The 8,790-nt window shown below is 70.3% G+C and carries 7 protein-coding genes; 4 read left to right on the top strand and 3 right to left on the bottom strand.

Going from position 1 to position 8,790, the window contains the following annotated elements:
• Nucleotides 1-87: 87 nt before the first annotated feature.
• The 3 genes from O1R50_RS24170 to O1R50_RS24160 are packed head-to-tail and all read right to left on the bottom strand — an operon-like array spanning nucleotide 88 to nucleotide 3,055.
• The gene (locus O1R50_RS24170) at nucleotides 88-1,785 is read right to left on the bottom strand and encodes a DUF885 domain-containing protein (RefSeq protein WP_270112817.1); all 1,698 of its coding nucleotides are present in this window, start codon (nucleotides 1,783-1,785) and stop codon (nucleotides 88-90) included.
• Nucleotides 1,782-2,717 carry a prephenate dehydrogenase gene (locus O1R50_RS24165; RefSeq protein ID WP_270112816.1) on the bottom strand — a complete coding sequence of 312 codons (936 nt, stop codon included), beginning with the start codon at nucleotides 2,715-2,717 and terminating at the stop codon, nucleotides 1,782-1,784. The genes O1R50_RS24170 and O1R50_RS24165 overlap by 4 nt, the downstream gene beginning before the upstream one ends.
• On the bottom strand, nucleotides 2,717-3,055 hold the full coding sequence (locus tag O1R50_RS24160) for a GroES family chaperonin (protein ID WP_270112815.1): 339 nt from the start codon (nucleotides 3,053-3,055) through the stop codon (nucleotides 2,717-2,719). The genes O1R50_RS24165 and O1R50_RS24160 overlap by 1 nt, the downstream gene beginning before the upstream one ends.
• 289 nt (nucleotides 3,056-3,344) lie before the next feature.
• Between O1R50_RS24160 and O1R50_RS24155 the strand changes: the two genes are divergently transcribed.
• The 4 genes from O1R50_RS24155 (at nucleotide 3,345) to O1R50_RS24140 (ending at nucleotide 8,706) form a co-directional block, all read left to right on the top strand.
• Nucleotides 3,345-4,730 carry an AI-2E family transporter gene (locus O1R50_RS24155; RefSeq protein WP_270112814.1) on the top strand — a complete coding sequence of 462 codons (1,386 nt, stop codon included), beginning with the start codon at nucleotides 3,345-3,347 and terminating at the stop codon, nucleotides 4,728-4,730.
• Nucleotides 4,727-6,763 carry an ATP-dependent DNA helicase gene (locus tag O1R50_RS24150; protein WP_270112813.1) on the top strand — a complete coding sequence of 679 codons (2,037 nt, stop codon included), beginning with the start codon at nucleotides 4,727-4,729 and terminating at the stop codon, nucleotides 6,761-6,763. The genes O1R50_RS24155 and O1R50_RS24150 overlap by 4 nt, the downstream gene beginning before the upstream one ends.
• 285 nt (nucleotides 6,764-7,048) lie before the next feature.
• The gene (locus tag O1R50_RS24145) at nucleotides 7,049-7,678 is read left to right on the top strand and encodes a DUF47 domain-containing protein (RefSeq protein ID WP_270112812.1); all 630 of its coding nucleotides are present in this window, start codon (nucleotides 7,049-7,051) and stop codon (nucleotides 7,676-7,678) included.
• 2 nt (nucleotides 7,679-7,680) lie between these two features.
• Nucleotides 7,681-8,706, top strand: a complete 1,026-nt coding sequence (locus O1R50_RS24140; RefSeq protein WP_270112811.1) for an inorganic phosphate transporter — start codon at nucleotides 7,681-7,683, stop codon at nucleotides 8,704-8,706.
• Nucleotides 8,707-8,790 lie beyond the last annotated feature (84 nt).

Raw genomic sequence — 8,790 nt, 5'->3', positions numbered from 1 at the left:
CGGCCCCGGCCCCCCCGGGCTACAAGTCAAACCGCCCTGCCCCCCCACTGGCCCGCCCGAGGCCGTTCTGTCAGTTGACAGGTATTGCTAGAGGCGGCCGAGGGCCTCGGCGAACGGTGCGAGGCCCATCGAACCGAGGTTCAGCGCGTCGGTGTGGAACTGCTTGAGGCTGAAGTCCGCGCCCTTGCGCGCCTTGTAGTCGTCGCGGGCCTGCATCCACAGGCGCTCGCCGACCTTGTACGACGGGGCCTGGCCGGCCCAGCCGAGGTAGCGGTTGCGCTCGAAGTTGAGCATGTCGTCTTCGATGGTGCGGGTGTGGGCGCGCATGAACTCGTACATCTTCTCGCCGTCCCAGGTCTCGCCCGGCCGCCAGCCGAACGGGTTGTCCTCGGGGATCGCGAACTCGCAGTGGAGGCCGATGTCGACGACGACGCGGGCGGCGCGGAAGGCTTGCGCGTCGAGCATGCCGAGGCGCCCGGCCGGGTCCTCGTCGTAGTAGCCGAGCTCGTCCATGAGCCGCTCGGAGTAGAGCGCCCAGCCCTCGCCGTGGCCCGAGCACCACATCATCTGGCGCTGGAAGCGGTTGAGCAGCTCGATGCGGGCCATGGTCTGGCCGACCTGGAGGTGATGGCCCGGCACACCCTCGTGGTACACAGTGGACTTCTCACGCCACTTGCCGAACAGCTTCTGGCCCTCCGGCACCGACCACCACATGGCGCCCGGACGGGAGAAGTCCTCGCTCGGCCCGGTGTAGTAGATCGCCCCGTCCTCGGTCGGCGCGATCTTGCAGTCGATGGTGCGGATCTGCTCGGGGATGTCGAAGTGCTTGTCGGCGAGGTCGGCGATCGTGGAGTCGGCGAGGTCCTGCATCCAGTCGCGGAACACGGCCTTGTCGGTCATGTTCTCGTTGGGGTCCTGGTCGAGGAACGCCACGACCTCCTCGATCGACGCGTCCGGCTTGATCTTCGCGGCGGTCGCGCGCATGTCGGCCTCGATGCGGGCCAGCTCCTGCCAGCCCCACGCGTACGTCTCCTCGAGGTCGATCGCGGAGCCGATGAAGTACCGCGACGCGCGCGAGTACCGGTCGCGGCCGACCGCGTCCTTCTCCGGCGCCTGCGGGGCCAGCTCCTCGCGCAGGAACAGCGCGAACTTGGTGGCGGCGTACCGCGCGCGGGTCGCACCGTCGCTCAAGGCGATGCGCAGCGGCCCGGTCCTGATCGGCTCGCCGCCCACCGTCACCGAGTTGACCAGGTTCGCCCAGAAGTCGGTCTCGATGCCCTTGGCGCCGTTCCAGTTGTCGCAGTGCGTGGCGACCTCGAGGACCTGCCGCTTCGCGGCCACGCGGCCTTCGGCGGCCTCGGCGCGCAGCGTCTCGGTGTACTGCTCGAACGCGGTGGGGACGGCCTCGAGGCGGGCCGCGATGTTCTTCGCCGCCTCCTCGCCGTCCTTGGGCATGAGGTCGAAGATCTGACGCACACCGTGCACAGGGGAGGCCAGGACGTTGAGGCTCAAGTAGGTGTCGCCCGCTTCGTGGCGCTCCATCTGGAGGCGCAGGCGCTCCAGGATGGCGTCCTTGGCGACGCGCTCGCGCTCGTCGACCGGCTCGGCGGCCTCGAGGTCGGCGATCGCCTTGCGGGTCAGGGCGGCCTCGGCCTCGAGCCCGGCGGGCGAGAGGTCGTCGATCTCGTGGTCGTGTCCGGGGACGCCCATGCTCGTGGCCGTGAGCGGGCTCAGGGCGATGACGTCCTCTACGTACTGGTCGGCGATGCGATCGATGCTTCTCATGAAGTGGACTTTACGCGAGGGCGCCGGGCGCGCGCGACTTCGCTTTCGACCGATTCGAGCCATCCGCCGACCGCGCCGAGTTCCGCGAGCGCGGCCCTCGTGAGCGGGATGCGTTGGGCTGCAAGGGGTTCGGGAGGCCAGTCCGCGCGGCGCTCGCGGGCCCGATCGAACCATTCACTGATTGACTTCGGCCGATCAGTGAAGGCGTCGAGGTCCTGCCGCGCCGTGTCGAGCTCGCCGCGGAGGTCGTCGAGTGCCGCCATGAGCTCCGCCCGGTTGCCTTCGCACATCCCCGTGAACAGGGCGGTCGGGCTGGCCGCCACGCGGGTGCCGTCGCGGAACGAGCCGGCCGCGAGCGTGCGGGCCAGCGGCTCGTCGGCAACGCGCACGAGCGCGGCGGCGACCAGGTGCTCCAGGTGCGAGATCCGGGCGGCGGCCCGGTCGTGGTCGGCGGCGGTGGCGGGCACGACGTGCGCGCCGATCGACGTCCACAGCGCGGCGAGCGCCGTCCAGTCGCCCAGATCGGTGTCCGCCTCGAGGCACAGCACCCATTTGCGGCCCTGGAAGAGGCCCGGCTCGGCGGCGGCGAACCCGCTGGTCTCCTTGCCCGCCATGGGATGCCCGCCCACGAACCGATGCCGCGCGAACAGCCGCGCGGGCTCGGCCTTCACAGAGGAGACGTCGGTGACAAGGCCCGTGTAGCCGTCGAGCGTCTCGGAAGCGACGGCGGCGAGGTGCCGGAACGGGGCGGCGACGACCGCGAGGTCGGTGGCGGCGAGCGCGGCCGGGTCGCCGGTGACGGGGAAGCGCGCGGCGGCGGCGTCGCGGGTGGCCGGGTCGGGGTCGAAGCCCAGCACGTCGTGCCCGGCCTCGGCGAGGGCGAGCGCGGCGGAGCCGCCGATGAGGCCGAGCCCGACGACCGCGACGCGCATCAGAGGTAGAGCCCCGTGCCGTCGTCGTCGACGCGCTTGGCGGCGACCGCGTGGATGTCCCGCTCGCGCAGGAGGATGAAAGTGCGGCCCTGCATCTCGACCTCGGCCTTGTCCTCGGGGTCGAACAGGACGCGGTCGCCGGAGACGACGGAGCGCACGAGCGGGCCGACGCCGACGGCCTCGGCCCAGTGCAGGCGGCGGCCCATGGCGGCGGTGGCGGGGATGACGATCCCGGCGGCGGAGCGGCGCTCGGAGTCCGCGTCCTCGCGCACGAGGAGGCGGTCGTGCAGGAGCCGAACCGGCAGCCCGGTCGTGGAGTCCAACGGTGTATCGGTCACAACGCCCCAGCTTACCGGCAGCGGCGTCGCGGGGCGCAGAGCCAGCGGGGGAGTCACAGGACCGGCCCACGAGGTCGGGTGCGGCTGAACCCGCGCCCCCGTATACCCAGGGTCCGCTGCGGGTGCGACATCCGCGCCCGCGCCGCCGCGCCCCGCCAGGCCGCCCCTCCCCGTGGTGCCGACGGGCACTCGGTACAGCCTGCTGTATCGGAAGAGTCGCACCGAACCGGTACGGTACGTGTTGACGTTGCACCCACCTCCTTTCGGAGGAACCGTCCTTGGAGACACCGTGAGCCGATTCCGCCGCACCACCGCCCGGGCACGTCAACTGCTGATCGGCATGCGCGTCAACCCGGTCGCCGAGCGGGCCCTCGCCGGACGGCCCGAACCGGACCCCGACGAGCCCGAGATCCCCGTGGACGGCGGCGACATACCCGCCGAACTCGACCAGTCCGGCGACGGCGAGCACCCCGAGCGCCGCTTCGTCCCGACCGGACTCGCCGTCGGCGCGGCCTGGTCCTGGCGGATCCTCATCATCGGCGTCACGGTCGCGGTGGTCCTCTACCTGCTCAGCTACGTCACCATGGTGGTCATCCCCGTCGCGATCTCCTTCCTCCTCGCCGCCATGCTCCAGCCGCCCGCGGCCTGGCTGATCCGCCACGGCTGGAACAAGTCCCTCGCCTCGATCCTCATGCTCGTCGCCGGGCTCGCCGCCGTCGGCGCGATCCTCACCTTCGTCGTCCAGCAGTTCATCGCCGGCATCCCCGACTTCTACGACTCGATCGTCACCGGACTCAAGGACGCCCAGGCCTGGCTCGAATCCGGCCCCTGGGGCCTCGACGGCGCGCAGGTCGCCGAGATCGTCGCCGACATCCAGGACAACATCACCAACTGGTACAACGAGAACCAGCAGACCATCGTCCAAACCGGACTCGACGTCGCCGGTTCGACCGCCTCCGGCCTCGGCAACTTCGTCACCGGCCTGTTCCTGGTCCTGTTCACCACCTACTTCTTCATCCGCGATGGCCGCAAGATCTGGACCTTCCTCACCGGGATGCTCCCGCGCACCGCCTCCGAGCCGCTCCGCTACGCCGGCGGCGCCGGCTGGTCGACGCTCGTGCAGTACATGCGCACCATCGTGGTCGTCGCCGCCGTCGACGCGATCTTCATCGGCCTCGGCCTGTGGCTCCTCGAGGTCCCGCTGTGGCTGCCGCTGACCACGCTGATCTTCCTCGGCGCGTTCGTCCCGATCATCGGTGCCACGATCTCGGGCATCGTCGCCGTCGTCGTCGCCCTCGTGGGCACCCCCAACGGCCTCGTCACCGCGCTCATCGTGCTCGGCATCGTGCTCGCCGTGCAGCAGCTCGAATCGAACCTGCTGCAGCCCTTCCTGATGAGCCGCGCCGTCAAACTCCATCCACTCGCGATCGTCCTCGCCGTCACGGCAGGCGGCTTCGTGTGGGGCATCATCGGCGCGCTCGTCGCCGTCCCGATCCTCGCGATCGTCAACGGCACCGTGCGCGCCCTCAACCGCTACCGCGAGGCCCGCCGCGAAGCCCAGGCCCGAGGCCTCGAAGGCGAGGACGCCACCGCCGAAGCGGTCAGAGTCAGCGCCGGAGGCGCCGCCGCAGACGACAGCACCGACGCCGGCGAGCAGGCGGCCGAGGAGGCATGAGCACCAACGCAACCGCCACCAGAGCCGTAACCGAGCCCGCGACCAAGGCCGAACGCGACGCCCTCGCCATCCTTGACGCCGCCGTCGCCGCCACCCCCCACGGCCAGGCCCGCGAAGGCCAGCGCGAGATGTGCGCGGCCGTCGCCGCCGCCATCGAGACCGGCAAGCACCTGCTCGTCCAGGCGGGCACCGGCACCGGCAAGTCCCTCGCCTACCTCTGCGCCGCGCTCGCGGCAGGGGAGACGGTCGTCGTCTCGACCGCGACCCTCGCCCTCCAGCACCAGCTCGTCGCCGTCGACCTCCCGCGCCTGGTCGAGGCCGTCGCGCCGATCCTCGGCCGCACCCCGACCTTCGCTCTCGTGAAGGGCCGCCACAACTACGTCTGCAAGCGCAAGCTCGCCGGCGAGGAGGACGAGGACGACGGCGCCCTCGAAGGCACCGAGGAACTGAAATGGGCCGGGCAGCAGGCGTCCTTCGCGAAGCAGGTGAAGCGACTGTTCGACTGGGCGAACGACACCGACACGGGCGACCGCGACGACCTCGACCCCGGCGTGTCCGACCGGGCCTGGAAGCAGGCCTCGACTTCGGCGACCGAATGCGTCGGCGCGAACAACTGCCAGCAGGGACCGGACTGCTTCGCCGAACTGGCGCGGGGGCGCGCCCGCGAGGCCGACATCATCGTCACCAACCACGCCCTCCTGTCGATCGACATGATGCACGGCCGGACCGTCCTGCCAGACCACTCGGTGCTCATCGTCGACGAAGCCCACGAGCTGGTCGACCGCGTGACCGCCGCCGCCCGCGGCGAGCTGAGCCCGGTGCGGCTGCGCTGGCTGGCGCAGCGCGGCCGCCGGCTGATCGACACCGACGTCGCCGACCAGCTGCGCCAGGCCGCCGACGCGCTCGACGACGCCCTCGCCATGGCGGGGGAGCGGCGGTTCCCCGGTGAGCTCCCCGAGGCGCTCACCGAGGCCCTGCACTTGATCAACGGCGCCTGTGTCAAGGCGACGACGATCATCGGCACGCTCGACGACCAGACGAAGAAGCAGCTGAGCACCCAGCAGCTGAAAGCCGGGTTGAGCGAAGCGCAGACGACCGCCGGGCGGTGCGCCGCGCCGTCGCCCGGCGACGTGATCTGGTCCGAGCCGAACGGCCCGACACTGGTCGCGGCTCCGCTGTCGGTCGGCGGGCTGCTCACCGAGCGGCTGTACGAGGAGCGCACGGTGATCGCCGCTTCGGCGACGCTGACGCTCGGCGGCCGGTTCGACATCGTGGCGCGCAGCCTCGGCCTGTCCGCCCCGGCCGGCGACGCGGGGAAGCGGGCCGCGTCCGAGGAGCCCGCGGGCGGCGGCCACAACTGGTCGTCACTGGACGTCGGCTCCCCGTTCGACTACCGCAAGCAGGGCATCCTCTACGTCGCGGCGTCGCTGCCGCGCCCGACCGCCTCCGGCCTGTCCGAGGAGTCGGGCAAGGAGCTGCTGCGCCTCGTCGAGGCGAGCCGCGGGGCGGCGCTCGGCCTGTTCTCGTCGAAGAAGGCCGCCGAGGCGGCGGCCGAGCTCCTTCGCGCCCAGACCGACTACGACATCCTCCTTCAGGGCGAGGAGACCCTCGCGAGCCTCGTGAAGCGGTTCAAGGAAGAGGAGTCGACATGCCTCCTCGGGGTCATGAGCCTCTGGCAGGGCGTCGACGTGCCGGGCATGACCTGCAGGCTCGTGGTCGTGGACCGGATCCCGTTCCCGCGCCCGACCGAGCCGCTGACGGCGGCGCGCTCGGAGGCCGCGGACGCGGCGGGCCGCTCGGGCTTCACCGAGGTGTCGGTCCCGGCCGCGGCGATCCGGCTCGCGCAGGGAGCCGGAAGGCTCATCCGCCGCACGACGGACCGGGGCGTGGTCGCGATCCTCGATTCGCGGCTGGAGACGAGCCGCTCATACGGGAAGTTCCTGCGGGACTCCCTGCCGCCGTTCTGGTACACGACGAAGTCCGATTCGGTCGTCGGCGCGCTGGGGCGCCTCGCCGAGACCGCTAACGATTGATTAAGCGCGGCCCGCGCTGGGAACCCCTCTTGCCGACCCGGCAAGAGGCCCGCAGTGCGGTGCTCTGCGGGCGTCCCCGAAGTCAAAGATGAACGCAAGATGAATTCAAGTGAAACCTTTGCATAACCCCAGCTTGGAGCGCTTTCGTGGAGTCTCACACAGGAGACTTCACGAACTTGTGTCGCGTTCACCTGGATGTTAACTTCGCGGTGACGATTTCCACCCGTCCCCTGGGCCGATCGGTACAGTGAGGACAGTCAAAACGACCGAAAGCAGGGGTGCCCAGTGCGGTTCTCGCTGAAGCCTCAGGACGACACGTTCTACGCCTTCTTCAACGATGCGGCGGACAACATCCGCCGAGGCGTGTCGATCCTGGCCGAACTGGGGGACGAGTCGGCCGACTACCAGAAGATCTCCGAGCGGCTCGTCGACGTCGAGCACGACAACGACCAGCTGACCCACCGGCTGTTCAACAAGATCAACTCGACGTTCGTCACCCCGATGGACCGCACGGACATGTACCACCTCGCCGGCAAGCTCGACGACATCCTCGACCACATCGAGGCCGCCGCGAACCTCGTCTACCTCTACGGCCTCTCCGAGCTGCCCGCCCTGCCCCGCGAGATGATCGAGCAGATCACCGTCCTCGTCTCCCAGGCCGACCTCCTCGCCGAGTACATGCCCAAGCTCAAGGGCCTCAACGCCTCGATGAAGGACTTCTGGGTCGAGTGCAACCGCCTCGAGAACGACGGCGACCGCGCTTACCGCATGCTCCTGGTGCGCCTGTACTCCGGCGAGTACCCGGCCCTCACCGTCATGAAGCTCAAAGAGGTCGCCGACGAGCTCGAGGCCGCCTGCGACTCCTTCGAGTCGGTCTCCAACGTCGTCGAGTCGGTCTACGTCAAGGAATCCTGAACGTGGACAGTGTCCTCATCGCCGTATTCGGCTGCATCGCCGCGGCGCTCCTCTTCGGCTACACCAACGGGTTCCACGACTCCGCGAACGCCATCGCCACCTCGATCTCGACCCGCGCCCTCAAGCCCCGCGTCGCGCTCGGCATGGCCGCGATCGGCAACTTCATCGGCGCCCACCTCGGCGCGAAGGTCGCCAAGACCGTCGCCGAGGGCATCGTGTCCCTCCCCACCGGCCTCGACGGGCTCCTCATCGTGATGTCCGGCCTCCTCGGCGCCATCACGTGGAACTTCATCACCTGGTACTTCGGCCTCCCCACCTCCTCGTCGCACTCCCTGTTCGGCGGCATCGTCGGCGCGACCATGGCCGGCGGCTGGCTCATCATGGGCAACGCCAACGTCTGGGTGCTCTGGCACGGCATCGTCGAGAAGATCGTGCTCCCCACGGTGATCTCTCCGCTCGTGGGCTTCGCGCTCGGCTTCCTCGTGATGATCGCCGTCTACTGGCTCTTCCGCCGCGGCCGCCCCGACAAGCTCAACCGCGGCTTCCGCCACGCCCAGACCGCCTCCGCGGCCGCCATGGCCCTCGGCCACGGCATGCAGGACGCCGCGAAGATCATCGGCGTCATCGTCCTCGCCCTCTACGTGGGCGGCGTCCAGGACGACGCCACGCACATCCCGCAGTGGGTCTACTGGGTCTCCGCCGCCGTCATGGCCGCGGGCACGTACGCCGGCGGCTGGCGCATCATCAAGACCATGGGCCGCAAGATCATCGACCTCGGCCCGCCCCAGGGCTTCGCGGCCGAGACCGTGGCCAGCTCGGTGCTGTACGCCAACACCTACCTGCTCGGCGCGCCCATCTCGACCACCCACACCATCACCTCGGCGATCATGGGCGTCGGCTCGACCGGCGGCAAGCGCGCCGTCCGGTGGGGCGTGGCCCGCTCGATCGTGATCGCGTGGATCATCACGTTCCCGATCGCGGCGCTCGTGGGCGCTCTGTTCTACCTGCCGATCCAGTTCATCGGCTAGCGCGTTCTCCTCGGCGGCCCGGCGTGGGGCGGGGCGCCCGCGGTTGGGGCGGGGTGGACGTGCAAGGCCCGGGTCGGGGGGAGG

This window comes from Glycomyces luteolus (assembly GCF_027622875.1).
GTDB lineage: Bacteria > Actinomycetota > Actinomycetes > Mycobacteriales > Micromonosporaceae > Glycomyces > Glycomyces luteolus.
This window is presented reverse-complemented; position numbering and strand designations above follow the sequence as displayed.

What these genes read in the sequence shown, in the direction of transcription:
- O1R50_RS24170 (WP_270112817.1), bottom strand. Translation starts at nt 1,785, where the DNA reads ATGAGAAGCATCGATCGCATCGCCGACCAGTACGTAGAGGACGTCATC.
- O1R50_RS24165 (WP_270112816.1), bottom strand. Translation starts at nt 2,717, where the DNA reads ATGCGCGTCGCGGTCGTCGGGCTCGGCCTCATCGGCGGCTCCGCCGCG.
- O1R50_RS24150 (WP_270112813.1), top strand. Translation starts at nt 4,727, where the DNA reads ATGAGCACCAACGCAACCGCCACCAGAGCCGTAACCGAGCCCGCGACC.